Source organism: Armatimonadota bacterium, from assembly GCA_031459715.1.
Lineage (GTDB): Bacteria > Sysuimicrobiota > Sysuimicrobiia > Sysuimicrobiales > Humicultoraceae > Humicultor > Humicultor tengchongensis.
Window position 1 is genome coordinate 1 of the sequence record JAVKIA010000016.1, and the last position, 21484, is coordinate 21484.

Below are 21484 nucleotides of genomic sequence, written 5' to 3' on the forward strand. Positions count from 1 at the left end.
GTGCCGGCGACCGGGTCGTCACCACTCCCTTCACCTTCGCCGCCACCAGCCACGCCGTCGTCCATGCCGGGGCCCAGCCTGTCTTCGCCGACGTAGACCCGCGGACCTACAACCTGGATCCGGCCGCGGTGGAGGCGGCGGTGGGGGAAAGAGGCGCTCGTGCCTTGATCGTCGTCCACCTCTTCGGGCTGCCCTGCGACATGGCAGCCATCGACCAGATCGTCCGCCGCCACCGCCTGCTGTTGATCGAGGACTGCGCTCAGGCGCACGGTGCCGCCTTCCAGGGGCGCAAGGTGGGGACTTTTGGCCACGCGGCGATCTTCAGCTTCTACCCCACGAAGAACATGACCACGGGTGAGGGCGGGATGGTCGTCACCCCAGACCCGGAGGTGGCCCGTCGGGCGCGGCTGCTGGTGGACCCGCGCTTCGGCGGGGAGTACGTCTACGATGTCATCGGCTACAACTTTCGCATGACCGACGTGGCCGCGGCCATGGGACTGCCGCAGCTGCGCCGCCTGGACGGACACAACGCCATACGGCGCAGACACGCCCGTCTCCTCACCGAGGCCCTGCAGGACCTGGAGTGGCTGCAGGTGCCCCTGGAACCCCCGGGCGCGTACCACGTGTACACCCAGTACACGGTGCGGGTACGGCAGCGGGAGGCGTTCATGGCCCACCTGGAGGCGGAGGGGATCGGGCACAAGATTTTCTATCCTCTGCTCATCCCCCACACGCCGGCCTACCGGCGGCTGGGCTTCGACGGGACCTTCCCCGTCGCGGAGACCCTGACCAGGGAGGTGCTCTCCCTCCCGGTCCACCCCGCGCTGTCGGCGGATGATCTGCAGCGGATCATCGACGCCGCCCGGCGCTTCCGCCCCCGATGAGCCGCGTGCGCCTGGCCGTGGTGGGCCTGGGGCAGTGGGGGCGACACCACGTACGCATCCTGGCCCGACTCCCCGGCGTGGACCTGGTGGGTGTGGTGGACCGGGACCGCCGCGAGGCCCTGCACCTGGCCCAGCGGTTCGAGACGCGACCCTACGCGGACTACCGGGAGCTGCTGGGCAGGGTGCAGGCGGTCTCCATCGCCGTGCCCACGGCGCTGCACTATCAGATGGCGCGGGACTTCCTGGATGCGGGCGCGCACGTCCTGGTGGAGAAGCCGATGACGGTAACCGCGGAGGAGGCGGCGCACCTGGTGGAACTGGCGGCCCGGCGGGAGCGCCTGCTGCTGGTGGGGCACATCGAGCGCTTTAAGCCGGCGGTGCAGCGCCTCTTCCGCCTGGTGCGCGAGCCGCTGGCCATCGAGGCACGGCGGATGCGGCCCTACGACCCGGGGCGGACCATGGACGTGGGTGTGGTCATGGACCTGATGATCCACGACGTAGACATCGTCCAGTCCCTGGTGCCCGGCCGCTTCGAGGAACTGCAGGCCATCGGCGTCTGCGTGCGCAATTCCCACGAGGACCTGGCGGTGGCGCGGTTGCGCAGCAGCAGCGGCTGCCTGATCACCCTGACGGCCAGCCGGGTGGCGGCGCGGAAGACGGCGGAGCTGGAAGTCACCATGTCCGACGGCAGCGTGCACTTGGACTTGCTGCGGCAGATAATCACCGTTCACCACTTCAGCGGCGAAGTGCAGCGGGTGACCGTGCAGGGGGAGGAGCCGCTGGAGCTGGAGCTGCGCCACTTCGTGGAATGCGTGCGCGGCCAGGCTCGCCCCCTGGTCGGCGGGGAGGACGGGCTGCGCTCGCTGCAGGTGGCCGAGGCGCGGATGGTGCAGATCCGGCCGCCGGTGCACGTCTAGGGTGCCTGCCTCCTGGGAGACGCTGCAGGTCCACAGCACCGCTCGCGTTGACCTGGTGGACATCACCGCGCGGGTGGTCGCGCTCCTGCCCGCCGGGGCGGAGGGCGCGCTTGTGCTCTTTACCCCCCACACTACCGCAGCACTTCTACTGAACGAGCACGAGCCGGGCCTCCTGCAGGACCTGCGGGCCTGGCTGGAGCGCCTGGCACCGACGGCGGAGCCCTACGCCCACAACCGGGTGGACGACAACGCCGACGCCCACCTGCGCGCCGTGGCGCTGGGGCCTTCCCTGGTCCTGCCGGTGGCGCAGGGGCGGCTGGCGCTGGGCCGGTGGCAGCGCATCTTCCTGGTGGAGCTGGACGGGCCCCGGACGCGGCAGGTGCGGCTGCGACTGATCACTTGAGAGCGCCTCTGGGAAATCTCGGGTGGCACCACCCCGGGCGGGCTAGGGGCGGACGACGACGCAGGCGGTGACGCTGGCCACTCCGTCAATCTTCTTCAACGCTTCGGTGAGCGCGGGGAAGCCCCGGGTACCCTCCATCTGGGCGATGGCGATGATGTCCACCTCGCCCATGGTCACCACCGCCTCCGTGATCCCCGGCACCCGGCGCACCGCCCGGGCGACTTCCGCGGGGGTCCTGTGCCCCAGCGTGATCAGGAAGTAGGCGGTTTCCAGCACATCCTCATGCTATAGTAAAGCAGTGATTCCGGGGAAGGTTCCCCCCGCGCTGCTCCGCCGTCTCGTCTATCCGCACCTGACCCACCGGCCGGATGTCCTGGTCGCCGCCGGCATCGGGCAGGACAGCGCCGTCCTGGACTTCGGGGCCCACGTCTGCGTCGCCACCTGCGACCCCATCACCGGCGCGGTGCGGCACCTGGGGCGTCTGGCGGTCCACGTGGCCTGCAACGACGTGGCCGCCACCGGCGCCGAGCCTGTGGCCCTGCTGCTCACCCTCCTCTTGCCGCCGGGGGTCCGGGAGGAGGATCTGGAGACGATCATGCGCGAGGCCGGGCACGCCGCCGCGGCCATGGGCGTGGCCATCGCAGGCGGGCACACCGAGGTTACGCCCCGGGTGACCGAGACCGTCGCCGTCGTTACCGCCATCGGTCGTGCGCCGCGCGGCGCTTACGTGCACGCCGGGGGGGCGCGACCAGGCGACGCCCTCCTGCTGACCAAGGCGGCTGGCATCGAGGGGACGGCCATTCTGGCCACGGACCTGGCAGAGCGGCTGGACGGGCCGGTCCCCCGTCAGGTCCTGGAGCGGGCGCGGCGTTTCATCGACGAGGTGAGCGTGCTCCCCGAGGGGCGGGTGGCGGTGCGTGCAGGGGCCACCGCCATGCACGACGTCACCGAGGGCGGGGTGCTCACCGCGGCCTGGGAGCTGGCCGAGGCGTCCGGCCTGGGGGTGACGGTGCGGGCAGACGCCGTGCCCGTGCGCCCTGAGACCGCCGCCATCTGCGCGGCGCTGGGGGCGGATCCCCTGCTGCTCATCGGCAGCGGGGCGCTGCTGGTGACCACGAGTGATCCGGAAGCGACACTGGCAGCGCTGCGCGGTGCCGGCATCCCCGCGGCGCACATCGGCACCATGCTGGCGGGGGAGCGGGTGGTGCAGCAGGGGGGTCGGCTGCAGGCGCTGGCGCCGGCTCCCCGAGACGAGTTGTGGCGCATCCTGGAGGAGTACGCCGCGCGCTGAGGTGGTGCGCCTGCGCCCCGCCTGCTATTATCAGGGCTGAAACTGCACAGGCACGGCTGGGGGAGCTCGGTTGAGCCGGGCTGAGAGTGCAGTCGGTACCGGCGGGTACGCTGCTGCAGACCCCTTGAACCCGATCCAGGTAATTCTGGCGTGGGGAAGCGGAAGAGGAAGCCGCCAGGCCCGGTCGGGTCGGCGGCTCGACCATTTTTGCCGCCTCCGCCAGCACGTGGGGAAGGAGGGAAGATGTGATGTCCCGGGAGCGGTTGCGACGGCTCACGGAGACGGCGATCGCGGTGGCCCTCGTGGCCGTGCTCAGCAACATCCGTGTCTACAAGCTGCCCCAGGGTGGCTCGGTGACAGCGGCCAGCCTGGTCCCCATCTTCTACATCGCCCTGCGCTGGGGCGCCCCCTGGGGTATGCTGGCCGGCGCACTGGCCGGTGTGGTCAACTACATCCTTGAGCCGTTCTTCGTCCACCCCGTCCAGGTGCTGCTCGACTACCCTGCGGCCTTCGGCGCCCTGGGCCTGGCCGGGTTCCTGGCGCGCTGGCCGGCAGCTGGCATCGTCGCTGGCGGGGCGGGCCGCTGGCTGGCCCACTTCGTCTCGGGCGTGGTCTTCTTCGCCTCCTACGCGCCGCCGGGGCAGAGCCCGTGGGTCTACTCGGCGATCTACAACGGCAGCTACATGCTGCCGGAGGTGGTCATCAGCATCGTGGTCACCCTGGTGCTTTTGCGCAGTCTGCAGCGGGTGCAGCCGGCGACGCGGTGAGGGCGCTTATCATCACCCAGTGCCCGGCCCGCGGGCACCGGGCCCTGCGGCGGCTGGCGGCGGCGGCGGATCTGGTGCTGGCCGCAGACGGTGGTGCGCGGGTCGCCCGCCTGGCCGGGGTCGTGCCTCATGAGATCGTCGGCGATCTGGACTCGCTGGATGCGGCTACCAGGCGGTGGGCGAGACAGCGCCGCATCCGGCGTCGCGTCTTCCCCCGGGCCAAGGAGGCCACGGACGCCGAGCTGGCCTTGCGGCAGGCGCGGCGGCGGGGGGCGCGTCTGGTGTGGCTCTTCGGCGCGGTGTCCGGACGGCTGGACCAGACCCTGGCCAACGTACTCCTGCTTTTCGCCGCCCGGCGGCTGCAGGTGGTCGCCCGGCTGACTGACGGCCGGGCGGTGGCCTGTCTGGTGGATGGCGTGGTGGAAGTGCAGGGACGGCAGGGGGACGCCGTCTCCCTGCTGCCCCTCTCGCCGGTGGTGCGGGGGATCACCACGGTGGGGTTGCGCTATCGCCTGCGGCGCGGCGTGCTGCACCGCGGCTCCACCCGAGGCCTGAGCAATGAGATGACCGCCTCCGCCGCTGCGGTGCGCCTCACCGCAGGGGACCTGCTGCTGGTGCACACGCCGCGGTAGCCGTTGGGTCCGGCAGGATTTTCGCATCAACCGCTAATGCGGCGGCTCCGGCCGTCGCCTCGGCTGGTGGTAGAATACGAGCATGCCCGACCACCTCGTCCGCGCCATCGCCGCCGGAGGCAACGTGCTGGGATTTGCCGCGGTGACCACCCACACCGTGGAGGAGGCCCGCCGCCGACACCAGACCGCTCCCACCGCCACCGCGGCGTTGGGACGGACCCTCGCCGCCACCGTGATGCTGGGGGCGGGGCTGAAGGCCGAGCAGCGCCTTACCGTGCGCGTGCTGGGCGATGGGCCGCTGGGCGGCATCATCTCCGAGGGCAACGGCCGCGGAGAGGTGCGCGGCTACGTGCAGAACCCCCGGGTGGACCTGCCCCTGACCCCGCGGCGGAAGCTCAACGTGGGCGCGGCGGTGGGACGGGGGACCCTGCATGTGACCAAAGACGTAGGGTTGCGCTATCCCTATCACGGCAGCGTCCCCCTCGTCTCCGGAGAGATCGGCGAGGATGTGGCCCACTACCTGGTGGTCTCAGAGCAGGTTCCCGCGGTGGTGGCTCTGGGCGTGCTAGTGGCACCAGACCAGCGCGTGGAGGCCGCCGGCGGCTTCATCATCCAGGTTCTGCCCGGTGCCCCCGCCCAGATCCCCCGCTACCTGGAGGAGCGAATGAGCCACCTGCCCGGTGTGACCCAGCTGGTGCGCCGCAGTGGCAGCGCGGCGGAGCTACTCTCTGAGGCGCTGGGCGATCTGGACTCCCGGGTGCTGGAGGAGGTCCCGGTGGCCTTCCGCTGCGGGTGCTCGCGGCAGCGGGTGGAAGGGGTGCTGGTGGCCCTGGGGCGCGATGAGGTGAGCCGGCTGGTCGAAGAGGAGGGCCAGGCCGAAGTGATCTGCCGCTTCTGCGGCGATCGTTACGTGCTGGGCGCTGCGGACGTGGAGCGGTTGTTCACCCCGCGCGCCTGACCCGACCGGACTTGAGGCAGGAGGTGCAGACAACCACTCGCCGCAGCCGTCCGCCGACCACTCCTCGGACGCGCTGCAGGTTCGCCCGGTAGACCCGCTTGGTCCGCCGGTGGGAAAAGCTTACGGAGAAACCCGTTGTCGTGCCCTTGCCGCAGATCTCGCACTGCCGCCCCATGGTATGCCTCTGTGTCGCAGTTGGTCCCCGGCCCCAAAACGCTCACATCCTACCACGCGCCCCGTTGGGGACGCAACGGCATAACCCGCACAGCCCGCCGCTGCGCACCGCTTCCCCCGCTGCCCTTCGGATCGTTTCTTAGAGAGGAAAGGTGCAGCCAGCGGAGAAGACCATGGCCGGCTTGAGCGGTCACGCATCCACCTCTATTTCGCCAGTATCGCCACCTACCGTCGCGTCTCCCCTGCGCGCGCCGGTGCAGTACCTCAAAGGAGTCGGTCCGGCCAGGGCCGCAGCGCTGGCCCGCCTGGGCATCAACACCGTGGGCGACCTGCTGTTGCACCTGCCGCGACGGCACGAGGATCGCAGCCGGCTCACCCCCCTGCGGGACCTGGTGCATGGTAGCGAGACCACGGTGCAGGCCACCGTGGCCGCAGTGAGCCAGTTCCGGCCGCGCCACGGGCTGGTGGTAGTGAAGGCCGCACTGGTGGACGACAGCGGTATCGCCTACGCTGTCTGGTTCAACCAGCCCTACCTGAAGCAGCAGCTGCGCCGGGGCATGCGCGGCCTGTTCTTCGGTCGGGTGGAGCGGCGCGCGGGGGAGATCACCTTGCAGTCCCCGGAGTTCGAGCCCCTGGACGGGGATATGGAGGAGACCTGGCACACCGGCCGCTTGGTCCCCATCTACCCGGCCACGGAGGGACTCTCCCAGCGCGTGCTGCGTACTCTGGTGCGTACCGCCCTCACCCTGCACGCCGCAGAGGCGGAAGAGATCCTCCCCCAGGAGCTGCGGGCGGCCCGTGGGTTTCCGCCGCTGCCGCAGGCCCTGTGGGCTCTGCACTTCCCCGAGACGGTAGAGGCGCAGCAGGCAGCGCGGCGGCGGCTGGCCTTCGAGGAGCTGCTGGTGCTGCAGCTGGGGCTGGCTTTGCGCCGCCGGCAGACGGCGCGGCTGGCCCGGCCGTTTCAGTACGCGCCGGGGACCCTGGTGGACCGTTTCATCGCCGGACTGCCTTTCCCCCTGACGGCGGCCCAGCAGCGGGCCATTGCCCAAATCAGCGCCGAGATGCGAGGACCGCACCCCCTCAACCGCCTCCTCCAGGGGGATGTGGGGTCGGGGAAGACCGTCGTCGCGGTGGCGGCCATGCTCCTGTGCGTACAGGGGGGGTGCCAGGCTGCGCTGATGGCCCCCACGGAGATCCTGGCGGAGCAGCACTACCTGACCGTGCGGCGGCTGGTGGGAGACCTGGGCGTCCGCGTGGTGCTGCTCACCGGCGGCCGCGGCGCCGCGGAGCGGGAGCGGGTGCGCCAGGCGGTGCGCGGCGGCACCGCGGACCTGGTGGTGGGCACGCACGCCCTGATCGAGGACGAGGTGACCTTTGCCCGGCTGGGGCTGGTGGTGGTGGACGAGCAGCACAAGTTCGGGGTGCTGCAGCGGGCGAGGTTGCGGCGCAAGGGATTCGCCCCCGACGTGCTGGTGATGACGGCAACGCCCATACCCCGTACCCTGGCGCTGACCCTGTACGGCGACCTGGACGTGACCGTCCTGGACGAGCTGCCGCCAGGCCGGCGGCCCGTGGCCACCTACTGGCGCCAGGCGGCGGCGCGACCCAAGGTCTACGCCTTCGTGCGCCAGCAGGTCGCGGAGGGCCGCCAGGCCTATGTGGTCTGTCCCCTGATCGAGGACTCAGAGAAGCTGCAGGCCAGGGCCGCGGCGCAGCTGGCGGAGGAGCTGCAGCGGGAGTTCTTCCCGGGGTTGACCGTGGGGCTGCTCCACGGCCGTATGCCCGCGGAGGAGAAGGACCGGGTGATGGACGCCATGCGCCGGGGGAGGATCCAGGTGCTGGTGGCCACCGCGGTGATCGAGGTGGGCATCGACATCCCCAATGCTTCCGTTATGGTCGTCGAGGACGCGGACCGCTTCGGTCTGGCGCAGTTGCACCAGCTGCGGGGGCGGGTGGGGCGAGGGGCGCACCGCTCTTACTGCATCCTCATCGCCTCGCCCTCGACAGAGGAGGGGCGGCGGCGCATGGAGGTGATGGTGGCCACGACCGACGGCTTCCGCATCGCCGAGGAGGACCTGCGGCTACGCGGACCCGGTGAGCTGCTGGGTACCCGGCAGCACGGGCTGCCGGACCTGCGGGTGGCCGACCTGCAGGCGGACCTCCCCCTCATGGAGGAAGCGCGGGAGGTGGCGGCGGAGATTGTGCGGCGGGATCCAGGGTTGCGGGCTTCCGAGCACACCGGCCTGCGGGCGGCGGTGCGGGAGCGCTTTGCCGACGCCAGCCTCCTCCTGGTGAGCTGAGGTGGGCCGGGTCGGTCGCCGGGAGAGCGTGCGCCCGACGGCGCAGCGCGTGCGGGAGGCCCTCTTCCAGAGCCTGGGGGCGCTGCTGCCCGAGGCGGCGGTGCTGGACCTGTACGCGGGTACCGGGGCTCTGGGACTTGAGGCGCTGGCCCGCGGCGCGCGGCGCGTCGTCTTTGTGGAACGCGACCCCCGCCTGGCCGCCCGGATCCGCGAGCACGTGCGGCGGGAGGGATGGACGGCGCGGGCTCAGGTGTGGCGGGCGGCGGTGCGGACGGCTCTGCGTGCCCTGGAGGCGGCCGGGGAGCGGTTCGACCTGGTCCTGCTGGACCCCCCCTACGGTCGGGGGTTGCTGCAGGAGACCCTGGATGCGCTGGCCGGCGGAGCTCTGCTCACTCCGGGGGCGCGGGTCGTCGCTGAGGGGCACTGGCGTGACGAGCCGCATCCTCCCCCCGGCCTGACCTGCGTACGCACCGCCCGCTACGGGGAGACCCGGGTCTGGGAGTACGCCGCGCGGGGCCCGCGCGGCGAGGAGGAGGCCCAGCGGTGACGACAGCGCTGTATCCGGGCAGCTTCGACCCCGCGCACAACGGGCATCTGGACGTGATCCAGCGGGCGGCTGCCATTTTTGACCGTGTGGTGGTGGGCGTGGCCAGAAAGACACAAAAGAACGGGCTCTTCGCGGTTGCCGAGCGTGTAGCCATCCTGCGGGAGGCGACCGCCGGCTTGCGGGGGGTGGAGGTGCGCCCCTACGGGGGGCTGACCGTCGCCTTCGCCCGCCGGGTGGGCGCGGATCTCATCGTCAAGGGGCTGAGGGGGGTTGAGGACTTCGAGCACGAGCTGCGCCAGGCGGTGATGAACCGGCGCCTGGGGGGTCTGGACACCACCTTCTTCATGCCCTCGCCTCCTTACGCGCAGATCAGCTCCACGCTGATCCGCCAGGTGGTCCGCCTGGGCGGGGATGTCTCCGCCTTCGTGCCTGCGGCCGTGGCCCGGCGCCTCCCGCCGCATCGTGGCGTCCGTGGACGGGCGCGCGCCGCGTCGCGCCCCGGGAGGAGCTAGTGGAGTCGGTGCTATCGCTGCTGGACCGCATCGAGACCGTGATCACCCGGGGAGCGCCGGTGCCCCTCTCCGACCGGCGCGTGGTAGACGCGCAGGAAGTGCTGGGGCTGCTGCGCATGATCCGGGCCCAGCTCCCCGCAGAGCTGCACCGGGCGCAGCGCCTGAACGAGGAGGCCGAGGCGCTGCACCGGCGAGCCACAGACGAGGCCCGCCGCATCCTGGTGGAAGCGGAGGCGCACGCCCGCCGTCTGGTGGAGGAGGGGCCGGTGATGGCGGAGGCGCAGCGGCGCCGGGCCCAGATACTGGCTGAGGCGGAGGCGGAAGCGGGGCGCATCCGGCGGGGGGCGGAGGAGTACGCGGCGCGCGTCCTGGCCGACCTGGAGGCGCAGGTGACACGCATCCTAGGTGCCATCCAGCGTGGCCGGAGTCTCCTGGAGCCACCCGAGTGCTAGAGCGGCGCCGTTCCTTGTGGCGGCAGCGGCGGGGTGGCTATAATCTAGGGAGTTTGCCGGGAGCAGGGCCGTGATTGTGCAACTGGACACCATCTGCCGGGAAGAGCCGAGCACGATGCTGGCCTTCACCGAGATGGTCGAAAGCGGGGCGGAGGTGGCCTTCCCCGGGCCGGTGCAGGGGGAGATTCGCTTCACCCGGGAGGGGGAGACCGTCTGGGTGGATGGGGCCGTGGAGACCGAGGTGACGCTTGTCTGCAGCCGCTGCCTGCGTCCCTTCCCCTACCGCCTGAGGGGGACCTTCCGCGAGGGGTTCCGCCAGGGGGCAGGGGATTCAGGACGTCTGCGGGAGGGTGCGGAGCTGATTCTGGATCTGGCCGGGCCGGAGCTGGATATTACCGAGGTGGTGCGGCAGCACCTTTTGATGGCACTGCCGATGGCGCCGCTGTGCCAGCCGGAGTGCCGGGGTCTTTGTCCCGTCTGCGGTGCGGACCGTAACGAGGTGGCCTGCGCCTGCGCCCCGGGGGAGGGCGACCCGCGGCTGGCCGGGCTGCGCGACTTCCGGCCAGCCTCCGGCTGAAGCCGATCTCGCAGCGGCAAGAACTAAGGAGGGAAGGATGTGGGGATTCAGAAGCGACGCCATTCCCGAGCACGGGTCACACGCAGCCGCCGCCAGTGGCGGATCCCTGCGATCTCGCTCGTGGCCTGTCCGCAGTGTCACCAGCTCACGCTGCCCCACCGGGTCTGCCCCGCGTGCGGGTACTACGCCGGCCGGTCGGTGCTGCAGCGGGAGGCAGAGAAGAAGTAGTCCGGTGCCCAGAACAGGCGGGCGGAGGGCCGCAAGGGCGTGACCGTGCGCATAGCCGTCGACGGCATGGGCGGCGACTACGCCCCCGAGGAGGTGGTGGCGGGGGCGGTACAGGCGGCGTCCTCGCTGGGGGTGGAGATCGTGCTGGCGGGGCCCGTCTCCCGGCTTGCACCCTTGCTGCGCAGGGGAGGCGCGCGCCGTCTTCCCATCGAGGTCGTCGATGCCCCCGAGGTCATCGAGATGCACGAGCCGCCGGCTGCGGCCGTGCGGCGCAAGCGCCGCTCCTCCATCCACCTGGCCCTGCAACAGGTGCGGGAGGGACGGGCGGCGGCGGCGGTGAGCGCCGGCAATACGGGGGCGGTCATGGGGGCCGCGCTGCTGGTGCTGGGACGTATCCCCGCTGTGGAGCGGCCGGCCATCGGCGCCATCCTGCCCACCCTGCACAAGACCCCGGCCATCCTGCTGGACGTGGGGGCGAATGTGGATTGCAAGCCCAGGCACCTGCTGCAGTTCGGGGTGATGGGGCACGTCTACGCGCACCGGGTACTGGGGATTCCCGCGCCCCGGGTGGCTCTACTCAGCAACGGCGAGGAGGCCAACAAGGGCAACGAGGTGACCATCCGCGCCGCCGACCTGCTGCGGGCCTCCGGCCTGAACTTCATCGGCAACGTCGAGGGGCGCGACTTCTTCACCGGGCTGGCCGACGTGGTGGTCTGCGACGGGTTTGTCGGCAACATCGTCCTGAAGTTCGGCGAGGGGCTGGCCCTGGCGCTGCGCCAGGTCCTCCGCGACGAGCTGGGACGTGCAGCCGGCAAGCTGCTGCTGCCGCTCTACCTGGCCCCGCTGAAGTGGCGGGGGATGACCCTGTGGCGGCGCCTGGACTACCGGGAGTACGGCGGGGCGCCGCTGCTGGGGGTGGGCGGCATCGTCATCGTGGCCCACGGGCGCTCCAACGCCTGGGCGATCCGCAACGCCATCCGGGTGGCGGCGGAGGCGGCCGCCCGACAGCTCGTAGAGCCTATCGCTGAGAAGATGGCGGAGGTGGAGGGACGGATGGGGCCGGTCCCAGCCACGCTGGGGCCGCGGCCGGTGCCGCCCCCCGGCGGGGCGGAGAGATGAAGGCCGTGCGCGGGTCCACCATCGTGGGCCTGGGACGGGCCATTCCGGACAGGGTGCTGAGCAATGCCGACCTGGAGCGGATGGTGGACACCACCGATGAGTGGATCATCACCCGTACGGGCATCCGGGAGCGGCGCATCGCCTCCGACGAGGTAGCCACCTCCGACCTGGCCTACGAGGCCGCGGTAGAGGCCCTGGAGGACGCCAGGGTAGAGGCGGCGGACCTGGACCTGATCATCGTGGGCACTGCCACCCCGGACATGCTCTTCCCGGCCACGGCCTGCCTGCTGCAGGACCGCCTGGGCGCCAGGCACGCTGGCGCCTTTGACGCCTCCGCGGCCTGCACCTCCTGGGTCTACGGCTGCGCCATGGCGCACGGCTACATTGCCGCGGGGATGGCGGAGACAGTCCTGGTGGTGGGTGCGGAGACCCTCTCCCGAATCACCAACTGGAAGGACCGCTCCACCTGCGTCCTCTTCGGGGACTCCGCGGCGGCGGTGGTGCTGCGGCCGGCCGAGCCGGGACAGGGCTTCCTCTCGTTCATGCTGGGGGCGGACGGCTCCGGGGGGCCGCTGCTGAACATGCCGGCGGGAGGCTCGCGCCTGCCCGCCAGCTTCGAGACGGTGGAGCGGGGGCAGCACTACATCCACATGAACGGGCGCGAGGTGTACAAGTTCGCCGTGCGCTGCATTCCTCGCGCCATCCAGGCGGCGGCGGAGCGGGCCGGCCTCGCCCTGGACGACGTCACCTGCTTCATCCCGCACCAGGCCAATATCCGCATCATCGACGCGGCGGCGGAGCGCCTGGGGCAGCCGCGGGAGAAGTTCTTCGTCAACGTGGAGCGGTACGGCAACACCTCCTCGGCGTCGGTGCCGGTGGCCCTCTACGAGGCCTTCATGGCAGGGCGGATCAGCCCCGGGGACCTGCTGGTCCTGGTGGCCTTCGGCGGCGGCCTGACGTGGGGTGCCGCCGCCCTGCGCTGGACGAAGCCTCTGCGCGCGGCAGGCGGGAGGAGCGGAACGGCCGCCTCCGGGGCGGGGGGAGGGAGTGTGCCATGATCGCCTTCGTCTACCCCGGCCAGGGCGCGCAGTACGTGGGCATGGGAGAATCCATCGCCGCGCGCTACCCCGCGGCGGCGGCCCTCTTCGCCCGGGCCAGTGCCGTCCTGGGGTTCGACCTGCTGGCACTGTGCACCCGGGGCCCGGAGGCGCGGCTGCGGGCCACCGAGAATACCCAGCCGGCCGTCCTGGTGACCGCTCTGGCCTGCGCCGCAGCCCTGGAGATCCACGGCGTACGCCCTGGCGCCGTGGCCGGCCTGAGTCTGGGGGAGTACGCGGCGCTGGTCAGCGCCGGGGTGCTGGAGTTCGAGGACGCGGTGTGGCTGGTGCGGCAGCGCGGCCTTTTCATGCAGGAGGCGGCTGCCGGACGGGAGACGGCCATGGCCGCGCTGATCGGCGTGGAGGCGGAGCAGGTGGAGCGGCTCTGCGCCGCGCATCGCCACCTGGGGGTGGTGGAGCCGGCCAACTACAACGGTGCCGGGCAAATCGTCATCGGCGGGGACGCGGCCGCGGTGCGGGCCGCGGCGGAGGCGGCGCGAGCGGCAGGGGCCCGCCGTGCGGTGCTGCTGGCTGTCTCCGCGCCGTTTCACACCAGCCTGATGGCTCCTGCGGCGGAGCGGCTGGCGGAGGCGCTGGAGCGTGTGCGGCTGGCGGACGCCGCCCTGCCTGTGGTCTCCAACGTGACGGCGGAACCGGTGCGCCGGGCCGAAGAGATCCGCCGCCTGCTGGTGCGCCAGGTGGTCTCCCCGGTGCGCTGGGAGGAGTCGGTGCGGCGTCTGGCCGCCATGGGCGCCTCCGCCTTCGTCGAGGCGGGTCCGGGGACCACCCTCTCCGGCCTGATCAGGAAGACAGTGCCCGCAGCGGTGCTGCACATCGAGGACGTGCCCAGCCTGGAACGGAGCCTGCAGGGCCTGGGGGCAGGGGTGAACCCGTAATGCCGCGGCTGGAGGGACGGGTGGCGCTGGTGACGGGCGCCTCGGGGGGACTGGGCCGGGCGATGGCCCTGGCCCTGGCGGCGGAGGGCGCGGCGGTGGCCGTGCACTACTGGTCCAACCGGGCGGCGGCGGAGGGAGTGGTAGAGGAGATCACCGGACGCGGGGGGCGGGCGGTGGCGCTGCAGGGAGACCTCACCGATCCGGCGGTCCCCGCCCGCCTGGTGGAAGAGACCCTGGCCCACCTGGGCGGGCTACACATTCTGGTGAACAACGCGGGGGTGGTGCGGGATTCGCTGATCGTGCGCATGCGGGACGAGGAGTGGGAGGAGGTGCTCGGCACTAACCTCACCGCCGCCTTCCGCTGCACTCGCGCCGCCCTGCGGCCCATGATCCGGCAGCGCTTCGGGCGGATCATCAACGTGGCCAGCATCGCCGCCCAGGTGGGAAACGCCGGGCAGGCTAACTACGCGGCGGCCAAGGCGGGGCTGGTCGGCCTGACCAAAGCCACCGCCCGCGAGGTCGCTTCCCGGGGTATCACCGTAAACGTCGTCGCCCCGGGGCTCATCGACGTAGGCATGACCGCGCACCTGGGAGCCGAGCAGGTCCAGCGGTTCAAGGAGCAGATTCCGCTGGGACGGCTGGGGACGGCCCAGGAGGTGGCGCACGCCGTGGTGTACCTGGCATCCGACGACGCTGCCTACATCACCGGGCAGGTCCTGAATGTGGACGGAGGCATGGTGATGCGGTAAGCGTAAATGAAGAAGGCGATGGCGCATATGCCCCGGGGCTCCCGCGACCCGGTCGCGGCAGGCAGCCGGGCGGCGGGGTGGGGATTGAGGAGGGAAGGCGGATGGCGACGGTATTCGACCGCGTGAAGAGCATCATCGTCGAACAGCTGGGCGTGGACGAGTCGGAGGTGACCCCGGAGGCATCCTTCGTGGAGGACCTGGGGGCCGACTCCCTGGACGTGGTGGAACTGGTCATGGCCCTGGAGGAGGAGTTCGAGATCGAGATTCCCGACGAAGACGCAGAGAAGATCGTCAAGGTCGGCGAGGCCGTGAAGTACATCGAGCAGCACCTGGCGGAGTCCGGGGGCTAGCGCGGGCGGAGAGGTTGTGAGGGAGCGGGAACAGCGGCGGGTAGTGGTCACCGGGCTGGGGGTGGTCAGCCCGCTGGGTATCGGTGCGGATCGGTTCTGGGATGCCATGATGGAGGGGCGCTCCGGGGTGGGGCGCATCACCTCCTGGGATCCCACCGGGCTGGAGACGCAGATCGCTGCCGAGGTGCGGGACTTCGATCCCACCGAATTCATGGACCGCAAGGAGGCCCGGCGCAATGACCGCTTCGTCCTCTTCGCCTATGCGGCGGCGCGGATGGCCCTGGAGGACTCGGGGCTGGCCATCACCCCGAGCAATGCCCCCCGCGTGGGTGTGCTCATCGGCTCCGGCATCGGCGGCGCCATCACCTGGGAGGAACAGACGCAGATCCTGATGACGAAGGGCCCGCGCCGGGTCAGCCCCTTCTTCATCCCCAACGTGATCATGAACATGGCCTCGGGGGTGGTCTCCATCCTCACCGGGGCCAAGGGCCCCAACTCCAGTGTGGTCACCGCCTGTGCCAGCGGGGGCAACGCCATCGGCGACGCCATGCGCATCATCCAGCGGGGCGACGCGGATGCCATGATCGCCGGGGGGACGGAGGCGGCCATCACCAGGCTAAGCGTGGCTGGCTTCTGCGCCATGAAGGCCATGTCCACGCGCAACGATGACCCGGCGCGGGCCGTCCGTCCCTTCGACGCCACGCGGGATGGGTTCGTCATGGGAGAGGGGGCGGGGGTGGTGGTCCTGGAGGCCCTGGAGCACGCCGAGCGCCGCGGCGGCCGGATCTACGCCGAGCTGGTAGGCTACGGTATGAGCGGCGACGCCTACCACATCACCCAGCCCGACCCGGAGGCCGACGGCGCCGCCCGCAGCATGCGCAATGCCCTGGCGGACGCGGGCCTGGCGCCGGAGGAGATCGACTACATCAACGCCCACGGCACCGGTACCCCCTACAATGACCGGCTGGAGACGCTGGCCATCAAGAAGGTCTTCGGTGCCCACGCCCGGCGTCTTGCCGTCAGCTCCACCAAGTCCATGATGGGGCACCTCCTGGGCGCAGCGGGGGGCGTGGAGTTCATCGCTTGCGTGCTGGCCATCACCCGCGGGGCCATCCCCCCGACCATCAACTACGAGCACCCCGATCCGGAATGCGATCTCGACTACGTGCCGAACCGGCCGCGCGAGGCGCGCATCACCACGGCCATGTCCAACGCGTTTGGCTTCGGCGGGCACAACGCCATCCTCATCGTCCGCCGCATGCCTTAAGCCCATGCCCCGCAGCCGCCCCAGGGATATCCCGGCTCCTCCGCAGGAGCGCGCGGCGCAGCTGGACGCCCTGCAGCAGGCCCTGGGCGTGCGCTTCCGCGACCGCGGCCTGCTGGAGCTCGCCCTGCGCCACGACTCCTTTGCCCACGAGCGGGGCGCGGGTAGGGAGCACTACGAGCGGCTGGAGTTCCTGGGGGACGCGGTCCTCAACCTGGTGGTCAGCGATTACCTCTTCCGACAGTACCCTGAGCACAGCGAAGGGGAGCTGGCCAAGGAGCGCGCCCGCCTGGTCAGCGAGGCGGCGCTGGCGCACCTGGGGCGGCGGCTGGGCCTGGGCGGCTACCTCCTGCTGGGCCGGGGTGAGGAGAAGGGCGGAGGGCGGGAGCGGCCCGGCCTGCTGGCCGACGCCGTGGAAGCTGTGCTGGGGGCGGTGTACGCAGACGCCGGATACGGGGTGGCCCACGCCCTGGCCACTCGCTGGCTGGGGGAGCTACTGCAGAGCCTCCCCGGCCGCGCCGAAGACTTCAAGAGCCGGCTGCAGGAGCGTCTCCAGGGGAGTGGCCGGCTGCCGCGCTACCGGATCGTGGAGGCCGCAGGGCCCGACCACGCCCGCTTCTTTCGGGTGCGGGTGGAGGTCGAGGGGACGGTGGTGGGGGAGGGGCACGGTCGCAGTAAGAAGGAGGCGGAGCAGGCAGCGGCAGAAGAGGCGCTGCGCTGGCTGGACGCGGTGGAGCGGCGGAGGGCGCGCCGGCCGTGAAGGCGCTCTGGGCGCCGTGGCGGAGCGGGTACGTGATGGGGCCGCGGGAGGAAGGTTGCTTCCTCTGTGCCGCTCCGGCCGCCGGCGATGACCCCGGCCGCCGCATCGTGCACCGCAGCCGGCGCGTCTACGTCATCCTCAACTCCTTCCCCTACAACAGCGGGCACGTCATGGTGGCCCCGCTGCGCCACGTGGCCCGTCCGCAGGACCTGGATGAAGAGGAGCGTCTGGACCTGATGGACACCCTGGTCCTGGTCATGCAGGCGCTCCAGGCGGCACTACAGCCGGAGGGGTTCAACGTGGGGCTGAACCTGGGCCGGGCGGCGGGGGCAGGGGTGGAGCAGCACCTCCACCTGCACGTCGTCCCCCGCTGGGTGGGGGACACCAACTTCATGCCGGTTCTTGCCGATACGAAGGTGCTTCCCGAGCACCTGGATGTCACCTACGAGAAGCTGCGACAGGCCCTGCACGCTGTGCAGGCCGACGCCTCCGGCGGAGCACCTACACCTCACCCGCGCCCCGAAGATTCCCTCTGAAGACAGATGGTCTCCCCGCCGCGCTCCCGTATGATGGAGACGGAAGGGTGGGGCAGGCAACATGAAGACCGTCCGGCAGCTGATGCGCGTGGACCTGGTCACGCTGCCGCGGGACGCCAGCGTGGCGGCGGCGATGCGCACCATGCTGGAGCACCGGGTGGGCGCCCTGCCCGTGGTGGAGGGGCAGCGCATCCTGGGGATCATCACCGCCCGCGATCTGCTGGGGCAGGCTCTCTACAGGCTGGTGGGGGACGTCATGACCACCGACCTGGCGGTCATCGGCCCCGACGAGCCCGTCACCGCCGCCTACCAGCTCCTGGAGGCGCGCCACGTCAACCAGCTTCCGGTGGTCGAGCACGGGCGGCTGATCGGCATGGTCACCCGCCTGGAGGTTCTGCATGAGCTGGGCAAGCTCACCGACCCCCTGACGGGGCTGCCCTGGCCGGGGACGCTGCGACAGCGCGCGGCCGAGCTGCTGGCCCAGCGGCGGGAAATCGTGGTCATCTTCATCGACCTGGACCGCTTCCGCCTGATCAACAAGCGTTTCGGCCACGTGGCGGGAGACCGGCTGATCAGCGCGGTGGCCTCGGCGCTCCTGCGGGCCACGGACACAACCCAGGACCTGCTCTGCCGCTACGGCGGCGACGAGTTCGCCTTGGTCACCACCCGGCCGGCGGCGGAGGCGGAGGCGCTGGCGGAGAGGCTCCTGGCCGCTATCCGGGAGCTCACCCTGCCCGAGCTGGAAGGGGTGTCGCTGACGGCCAGCGTGGGGCTGGCGGGGGGACGGCGCAGCGGAGAGCGGGAGGCGCACCCCGGGGCGACGGTGGACGACCTGATCACCATGGCCAGTCGCGCCTCCACCGCGGCCAAGTCCCTGGAGCGCCCGCTGCTGCACGCCCACGAGATGGAGGCGATGGCGGTGCTGCAGCAGGCCGTGGTGGAAGAGGGGACGCGCCTGCGCATCGGCCCGCTGGGCCTGACCGTGGAGGGGGGGCAGGCCAGCGCGCGCGTGGAACTGGAGCTGGAGGGACGGCGTTACTCCGGTGTCGCCAGCGGCCCGGCGGCCGGAGGTGGACCCTTGCGGGCGATGGCGCAGGCGACCACCGCCGCCCTGGCTCAGCTGCTGCCCCCGGGGTGGACCGCGGAGGTGGAGGAGATCACCTATACGCCGTTTCCTGTAGGCGCTGCGGTCAGCGTGGCGCTGGTGCTGGCTACCCCGACCGGGGAGGAGCTGCTCGTGGGCACCGTCCCTTACGCCAGGAATGACACCCGCGTCGTGGTCCGGGCCGTACTCAAGGCGGTGAATCGCCGTCTCGTCCGGCTGCTGGCCCTGGCCGGCACGAGATGAGACCTTCCTCCGGCGCCCTGCGCCCGACCCACTGGGCAGTCCGGGCGCTGTTGCTTCTCCTGCTGGCGGCACCGGCGCTACTGGCGCCGGCACTGGTCGCGCCAGCGCTGCCGGCGGCCTCGGCCGAAGGTGCTATCCGGCACGCCGCGGTCCTCTCCCGGGAGGTCGGCCCACGGCCCTCCGGAACACCTGCCTTCCTGCGCGCGGCGGACTACGTGGACGGCAGTCTCCGCGCCTGGGGGTACACCGTGGAGCGGCAGCCCTTTCCCTTTCTCTACTTCGAGGTCCGCGGCTCCGTCCTGCGGCTGGTGGCCACCGGGGAGACAATCCCCACGGTGGTGCCCGAGTACTCAGCCGCCACTCCGCCGGCGGGAATCGAGGCGGCGCTGGCCGACGGGGGGTTCGGCCGCCCGGAGGAGCTGCAGCGGGTCGCCGGCCGGATCGCCCTGGTGCAGCGCGGGCCGGCGGGGTTCCTCTTCCGCGACAAGGTGGCCAACGCTGCCGCCGCGGGGGCGGTGGCCATCATCATCTACAATCACACGCCCGACCCCGTGCCCCAGGTCACCCTGCTGACGCCAGCCCGCATCCCCGCAGTGGTGGTGACCCAGGAAGCGGGGCAGCGGCTTCTGGGGCTGCTGCGCCAGGGCGAGGTGCGCGTCCACCTGCGCGTGGAGACGGTGCTGGAGGAGCGCACCACCTGGAACGTGGTGGGCCGCCGCCAGGGGCGCGGCGGCCGGGCCATCGTGGTGGGCGCCCACCTGGACAGCGTGGAGGTCAGCCCTGGCGCCAACGACAACGCTTCAGGGGTGGCCGCCGTCCTGGAGGCGGCGCGCCTGCTGGCGGGCGCACCGCTGGAGCTGCCGCTGGAGGTGGTCGCCTTCGGAGCGGAGGAGCGCGGCCTGCTGGGATCAGCGTACTACGTCCGCCAGCGGGGCGGGCAGGTGGCCGCCATGGTAAACCTGGACATGGTGGGCGTGGGGGTGTTGCGGGCCGGGAACGGTAGCGGCGACGGACCGCTGCTGGAGGCGGCAGAGCGGGTCGCATCCGGGCAGGGTGTGGCTCTGCCGCGCTTCCGTCTTCCCGGTGGGAGCGATCATGCCTCGTTCGAGCGGGCCGGCATCCCCACCGTTTTCCTGCACACGGGCGATGACCCGCAGATCCACACCCCCGGCGACGTCCTGGAGCGGCTGGACCCGCGCCTGCTGGCCCAGGCGGCGCAGCTGGCCGCCGCGGTGGTGCTGGAGGCCCCCAGGGTTATCCGCTAGTCCACCCCGGAATTTGGCCGGGTTAACTCTCTGGGTGCCCCCGGCCATACCGGGCGAGATTTCGCGGACAGGCTCCTGAGCTACGGTCTGACCCTGCGGATCTGCACCAGGCCGATTCGCGTGCGCGTCGCCGACTCGATGCGGAACTCCAGCCCCTGGTAGCGGAAGGTCGTCCCCGCCTCCGGAATCGCCTCCAGGTGGTGGAAGATGAAGCCGCCCAGGGTATTGGCGGCTGTGGTGGGCAGGGCGATGTGGAAGCGCTCGTTGAGCTCGTCTAGGGGGATGGCCGCGTCCACGACGATGCGGTCCGGCTGCTGGAGGACCACCAGGCGGCGCTCCGGGCGGAACTCGCCGGGAATCTCCCCCACCAGCTCCTCCAGGAGGTCCTCGATGGTGACGATGCCCGAGGTGCCGCCGAACTCGTCCAGCACCACGGCCAGCTGGATGCCCTGGCGGCGCATCTCCTCCAGCAGGTCCACCACCGGCTTCATCTCGGGGACGTAGAGCACAGGGCGCATCACCCGGTCCACCGGCTCTCCCTCCCGCCCCTCCGCCTGCGCCACCAGCAGGTCCTTGGCGTGCACCATGCCCACGATGTGGTCCAGGTCCTCGCTGAAGACCGGCAGGCGGGTGAAGCCGGCCTCGCGCACTGCGGCCACGGCCTCGACCACTGCGGCGCTGTTGGGCACGCCGCGCACAGACACCCGCGGCACCATTACCTCCTCCACCAGGCGGTCGGCGAACTTGAAGACGCGGTGCACCAGCAGCGCCTCCTCCTCTTCCACGACGCCCGCGCGGCGGCTCTCGCTGACCAGCAGGCGGATCTCCTCCGGCGAGTAGACGTGCCGTCCGCTGGGCGCCCGCAGGCCGAAAAGGGAGAGGGTGGCGTTGGCGGCGCCGTTGAGGACCCAGATGAACGGCCGGAAGAGGCGGGAGAACAGCTCGGTGGGAGGCGTCACCACCAGCGCCGTGGCCTCCGGCCGCCAGATGGCCAGGCTCTTGGCGGCCAGCTCTCCAAAGACGATGTGTAGCGTGGTGATCAGGGCAAAGGCCAGAACGATGGCCACCACCCGGGTGGTGGCCTCCTGGAGGCCGAGGGGGAGCGGGTGCAGCAGCGGCTCCAGCAGCGCCGCCACCGCCGGCTCGCCGATCCACCCCAGCCCCAGGCTGGCCATGGTGATGCCCAGCTGCGTCGCCGCCAGGTACGGGTCCAGGTTGTCCGTGGCCCGCAGCACCATCCGCGCCCGCGGGGAGCCACTCTCCACCAGGGGGAGCAGTCGCGTCCGCCGCACGGCCACGATGGAAAACTCCGCGGCCACGAACATGCCGTTGGCCGCCACCAGCACCAGCACGGCGACCAGGCGCCACATGATGGACGTGACCGACAGCTCCATGGGCCTCACTCCTCAGACGGCCTGCCCTACGCTTTTCCCCGGCACCGCCGTAGCGCCCTGCAGG

At 71.5% G+C, this 21484-nt stretch carries 26 protein-coding genes and 1 riboswitch; of the genes, 23 read left to right on the forward strand and 3 right to left on the reverse strand.

Annotated elements, in window-relative coordinates; translation table 11 throughout:
- The 3 genes from QN152_07570 to QN152_07580 form a co-directional block, all read left to right on the forward strand.
- A partial coding sequence (locus QN152_07570; GenBank protein MDR7539372.1) for a DegT/DnrJ/EryC1/StrS family aminotransferase occupies positions 1-884 on the forward strand: 884 nt, incomplete at its 5' end.
- Positions 881-1801 carry a Gfo/Idh/MocA family oxidoreductase gene (locus QN152_07575; protein MDR7539373.1) on the forward strand — a complete coding sequence of 307 codons (921 nt, stop codon included), beginning with the start codon at positions 881-883 and terminating at the stop codon, positions 1799-1801. The genes QN152_07570 and QN152_07575, both read left to right, overlap by 4 nt.
- A gap of 1 nt (position 1802) precedes the next feature.
- The gene (locus QN152_07580; GenBank protein ID MDR7539374.1) at positions 1803-2204 is read left to right on the forward strand and encodes a secondary thiamine-phosphate synthase enzyme YjbQ; all 402 of its coding nucleotides are present in this window, start codon (positions 1803-1805) and stop codon (positions 2202-2204) included.
- A 42-nt stretch (positions 2205-2246) separates the two neighbouring features.
- Here QN152_07580 and QN152_07585 read toward each other — a convergent pair whose 3' ends face one another.
- Entirely contained in the window at positions 2247-2480 is a 234-nt protein-coding gene (locus tag QN152_07585; GenBank protein MDR7539375.1) for an Lrp/AsnC ligand binding domain-containing protein, read from the reverse strand.
- Between the two features lie 22 nt (positions 2481-2502).
- Here QN152_07585 and QN152_07590 point away from each other — a divergent pair, with 22 nt between their 5' ends.
- The 4 genes from QN152_07590 (at position 2503) to hslO (ending at position 5852) form a co-directional block, all read left to right on the forward strand.
- Positions 2503-3495 (forward strand): AIR synthase family protein, encoded by a 993-nt coding sequence (locus QN152_07590; GenBank protein MDR7539376.1) that lies wholly within the window; start codon positions 2503-2505, stop codon positions 3493-3495.
- 48 nt (positions 3496-3543) lie between these two features.
- A riboswitch (TPP riboswitch) is annotated at positions 3544-3669 on the forward strand.
- 74 nt (positions 3670-3743) lie between these two features.
- Positions 3744-4262: an energy-coupled thiamine transporter ThiT gene (gene thiT / locus QN152_07595; protein MDR7539377.1), complete on the forward strand. Its 519-nt coding sequence runs from the start codon at positions 3744-3746 to the stop codon at positions 4260-4262.
- A complete protein-coding gene (locus tag QN152_07600; protein MDR7539378.1) occupies positions 4259-4894 on the forward strand; it encodes a thiamine diphosphokinase in 636 nt (211 codons plus the stop codon). Before thiT ends, QN152_07600 begins: the two co-directional genes overlap by 4 nt.
- 82 nt (positions 4895-4976) lie before the next feature.
- Entirely contained in the window at positions 4977-5852 is an 876-nt protein-coding gene (hslO, locus tag QN152_07605; GenBank protein MDR7539379.1) for an Hsp33 family molecular chaperone HslO, read from the forward strand.
- Here the strand turns inward: hslO and rpmB are convergent.
- On the reverse strand, positions 5836-6027 hold the full coding sequence (gene rpmB / locus QN152_07610; protein MDR7539380.1) for a 50S ribosomal protein L28: 192 nt from the start codon (positions 6025-6027) through the stop codon (positions 5836-5838). The two genes, hslO and rpmB, sit on opposite strands and share 17 nt — an antisense overlap.
- A gap of 181 nt (positions 6028-6208) precedes the next feature.
- Here rpmB and recG point away from each other — a divergent pair, with 181 nt between their 5' ends.
- The 16 genes from recG to QN152_07690 all read left to right on the forward strand — a co-directional run bounded on the left by recG (position 6209) and on the right by QN152_07690 (position 20026).
- Positions 6209-8326 (forward strand): ATP-dependent DNA helicase RecG, encoded by a 2118-nt coding sequence (recG, locus tag QN152_07615; protein MDR7539381.1) that lies wholly within the window; start codon positions 6209-6211, stop codon positions 8324-8326.
- Position 8327: 1 nt separating this feature from the next.
- The gene (gene rsmD / locus QN152_07620; protein ID MDR7539382.1) at positions 8328-8873 is read left to right on the forward strand and encodes a 16S rRNA (guanine(966)-N(2))-methyltransferase RsmD; all 546 of its coding nucleotides are present in this window, start codon (positions 8328-8330) and stop codon (positions 8871-8873) included.
- Positions 8870-9385: a pantetheine-phosphate adenylyltransferase gene (gene coaD, locus QN152_07625; GenBank protein ID MDR7539383.1), complete on the forward strand. Its 516-nt coding sequence runs from the start codon at positions 8870-8872 to the stop codon at positions 9383-9385. Before rsmD ends, coaD begins: the two co-directional genes overlap by 4 nt.
- On the forward strand, positions 9385-9837 hold the full coding sequence (locus QN152_07630; GenBank protein ID MDR7539384.1) for a hypothetical protein: 453 nt from the start codon (positions 9385-9387) through the stop codon (positions 9835-9837). The genes coaD and QN152_07630 overlap by 1 nt, the downstream gene beginning before the upstream one ends.
- A 70-nt stretch (positions 9838-9907) precedes the next feature.
- The gene (locus QN152_07635; protein MDR7539385.1) at positions 9908-10414 is read left to right on the forward strand and encodes a DUF177 domain-containing protein; all 507 of its coding nucleotides are present in this window, start codon (positions 9908-9910) and stop codon (positions 10412-10414) included.
- Between the two features lie 39 nt (positions 10415-10453).
- Complete coding sequence (gene rpmF, locus QN152_07640) at positions 10454-10642, forward strand: 50S ribosomal protein L32 (protein MDR7539386.1); 189 nt, start codon at positions 10454-10456, stop codon at positions 10640-10642.
- A 39-nt stretch (positions 10643-10681) separates the two neighbouring features.
- Positions 10682-11761 carry a phosphate acyltransferase PlsX gene (plsX, locus tag QN152_07645; GenBank protein MDR7539387.1) on the forward strand — a complete coding sequence of 360 codons (1080 nt, stop codon included), beginning with the start codon at positions 10682-10684 and terminating at the stop codon, positions 11759-11761.
- Complete coding sequence (locus QN152_07650; protein MDR7539388.1) at positions 11758-12819, forward strand: beta-ketoacyl-ACP synthase III; 1062 nt, start codon at positions 11758-11760, stop codon at positions 12817-12819. Before plsX ends, QN152_07650 begins: the two co-directional genes overlap by 4 nt.
- Positions 12816-13754 (forward strand): ACP S-malonyltransferase, encoded by a 939-nt coding sequence (gene fabD / locus QN152_07655; protein ID MDR7539389.1) that lies wholly within the window; start codon positions 12816-12818, stop codon positions 13752-13754. The genes QN152_07650 and fabD overlap by 4 nt, the downstream gene beginning before the upstream one ends.
- Positions 13754-14503 (forward strand): 3-oxoacyl-[acyl-carrier-protein] reductase, encoded by a 750-nt coding sequence (fabG, locus tag QN152_07660; GenBank protein ID MDR7539390.1) that lies wholly within the window; start codon positions 13754-13756, stop codon positions 14501-14503. Before fabD ends, fabG begins: the two co-directional genes overlap by 1 nt.
- Before the next feature lie 101 nt (positions 14504-14604).
- Positions 14605-14853: an acyl carrier protein gene (gene acpP / locus QN152_07665; protein MDR7539391.1), complete on the forward strand. Its 249-nt coding sequence runs from the start codon at positions 14605-14607 to the stop codon at positions 14851-14853.
- Between the two features lie 16 nt (positions 14854-14869).
- Positions 14870-16120 (forward strand): beta-ketoacyl-ACP synthase II, encoded by a 1251-nt coding sequence (gene fabF, locus QN152_07670; GenBank protein ID MDR7539392.1) that lies wholly within the window; start codon positions 14870-14872, stop codon positions 16118-16120.
- Positions 16121-16124: 4 nt separating this feature from the next.
- Positions 16125-16877, forward strand: coding sequence for a ribonuclease III (gene rnc, locus QN152_07675; protein MDR7539393.1), 753 nt, complete (start codon positions 16125-16127; stop codon positions 16875-16877).
- Positions 16874-17413, forward strand: a complete 540-nt coding sequence (locus QN152_07680; GenBank protein MDR7539394.1) for an HIT domain-containing protein — start codon at positions 16874-16876, stop codon at positions 17411-17413. The genes rnc and QN152_07680 overlap by 4 nt, the downstream gene beginning before the upstream one ends.
- A gap of 61 nt (positions 17414-17474) precedes the next feature.
- A complete protein-coding gene (locus QN152_07685) occupies positions 17475-18761 on the forward strand; it encodes a GGDEF domain-containing protein (GenBank protein ID MDR7539395.1) in 1287 nt (428 codons plus the stop codon).
- On the forward strand, positions 18758-20026 hold the full coding sequence (locus QN152_07690; GenBank protein MDR7539396.1) for a M28 family metallopeptidase: 1269 nt from the start codon (positions 18758-18760) through the stop codon (positions 20024-20026). The genes QN152_07685 and QN152_07690 overlap by 4 nt, the downstream gene beginning before the upstream one ends.
- A gap of 80 nt (positions 20027-20106) precedes the next feature.
- On the opposite strand, the gene QN152_07695 is transcribed toward QN152_07690, so the two are convergent.
- Complete coding sequence (locus QN152_07695; protein MDR7539397.1) at positions 20107-21420, reverse strand: hemolysin family protein; 1314 nt, start codon at positions 21418-21420, stop codon at positions 20107-20109.
- Positions 21421-21484: the final 64 nt, after the last annotated feature.

Bases quoted from the DNA above. Each gene is read 5' to 3' on its own strand.
- QN152_07575 (MDR7539373.1), top strand. From the start codon at position 881: ATGAGCCGCGTGCGCCTGGCCGTGGTGGGCCTGGGGCAGTGGGGGCGA.
- thiT (MDR7539377.1), top strand. From the start codon at position 3,744: ATGTCCCGGGAGCGGTTGCGACGGCTCACGGAGACGGCGATCGCGGTG.
- hslO (MDR7539379.1), top strand. From the start codon at position 4,977: ATGCCCGACCACCTCGTCCGCGCCATCGCCGCCGGAGGCAACGTGCTG.
- rpmB (MDR7539380.1), bottom strand. From the start codon at position 6,027: ATGGGGCGGCAGTGCGAGATCTGCGGCAAGGGCACGACAACGGGTTTC.
- QN152_07650 (MDR7539388.1), top strand. From the start codon at position 11,758: ATGAAGGCCGTGCGCGGGTCCACCATCGTGGGCCTGGGACGGGCCATT.
- fabD (MDR7539389.1), top strand. From the start codon at position 12,816: ATGATCGCCTTCGTCTACCCCGGCCAGGGCGCGCAGTACGTGGGCATG.
- fabG (MDR7539390.1), top strand. From the start codon at position 13,754: ATGCCGCGGCTGGAGGGACGGGTGGCGCTGGTGACGGGCGCCTCGGGG.
- acpP (MDR7539391.1), top strand. From the start codon at position 14,605: ATGGCGACGGTATTCGACCGCGTGAAGAGCATCATCGTCGAACAGCTG.
- rnc (MDR7539393.1), top strand. From the start codon at position 16,125: ATGCCCCGCAGCCGCCCCAGGGATATCCCGGCTCCTCCGCAGGAGCGC.
- QN152_07685 (MDR7539395.1), top strand. From the start codon at position 17,475: ATGAAGACCGTCCGGCAGCTGATGCGCGTGGACCTGGTCACGCTGCCG.
- QN152_07690 (MDR7539396.1), top strand. From the start codon at position 18,758: ATGAGACCTTCCTCCGGCGCCCTGCGCCCGACCCACTGGGCAGTCCGG.
- QN152_07695 (MDR7539397.1), bottom strand. From the start codon at position 21,420: ATGGAGCTGTCGGTCACGTCCATCATGTGGCGCCTGGTCGCCGTGCTG.